Source organism: Paenibacillus pini JCM 16418 (genome assembly GCF_000576305.1).
Classification (GTDB): domain Bacteria; phylum Bacillota; class Bacilli; order Paenibacillales; family Paenibacillaceae; genus Paenibacillus_AQ; species Paenibacillus_AQ pini.
On the sequence record NZ_BAVZ01000063.1, the window covers coordinates 1 to 761 of the forward strand.

Here is a 761-nt window from a genome sequence, read left to right on the forward strand (position 1 = left end):
TTTATAATATTTAATATTAATATAAATTTTGCTTTTGAGTAACATGTTAAATCAAATAAAACAAGTATAACTCTTCTCAATCTCTATATGTGCCTCGATTCTATAATTTTTTTGGCTTCTTTTTTTAATTTTTCTCCAGTACCATTACCAATACTTTTAAGTAATGCAATGGCTTCTTCCTTTGTAAGCTCGTCAAAAACAATGTTATTTTGTTTTTCTATTAAGCCGATACCAGTTAAATTCGCCTCTTTTTTAATATACGACAGCGAAGTAATAGTTGGAGATGAATGACCAGCTTGCATTTGTGCAGCTCTAAGACCACCGATTTCATAAGCAAATTGCGTCCCTGCTTTTCTCAAAGAGTGAACACTTATTCTACGTTTTTTATAATCTATATTGGCTTTCACACACAATCTTTTTAAAGTATCATCAAATGTTGTCATTCCAATATAGAAGTATGGTGTATTTTCGCTCTTGTTACCATGAATTAATGTTAGTATGTCGTATACATCTTTGTGTATTTCCTTAAAATCAACTATATTGCCCTTATCGAATAAATCATCGCTGCTTATAATATACACATGCTCTCTGTCTCTATCTGGATTAATGTGTTTTGGTTTAAGTTCAAAGATCGCGCTTTTACGAATACTAGTAGTTACAGCAATTAGTATGATTGCTTTCTTCATTAGGCCTATTTCTCTGCTCAGTCAAAGCAAGTTCCGCAAGATGTAATGATTCGTCTCCGGTTAATATACCAATAG

At 31.8% G+C, this 761-nt stretch carries 1 protein-coding gene; it reads right to left on the reverse strand.

Annotation, left to right across the window (positions count from 1 at the left end; all coding sequences use genetic code 11):
* Positions 1–83 precede the first annotated feature (83 nt).
* The gene (locus JCM16418_RS23365) at positions 84–686 is read right to left on the reverse strand and encodes a site-specific integrase (protein ID WP_036653850.1); all 603 of its coding nucleotides are present in this window, start codon (positions 684–686) and stop codon (positions 84–86) included.
* Positions 687–761 lie beyond the last annotated feature (75 nt).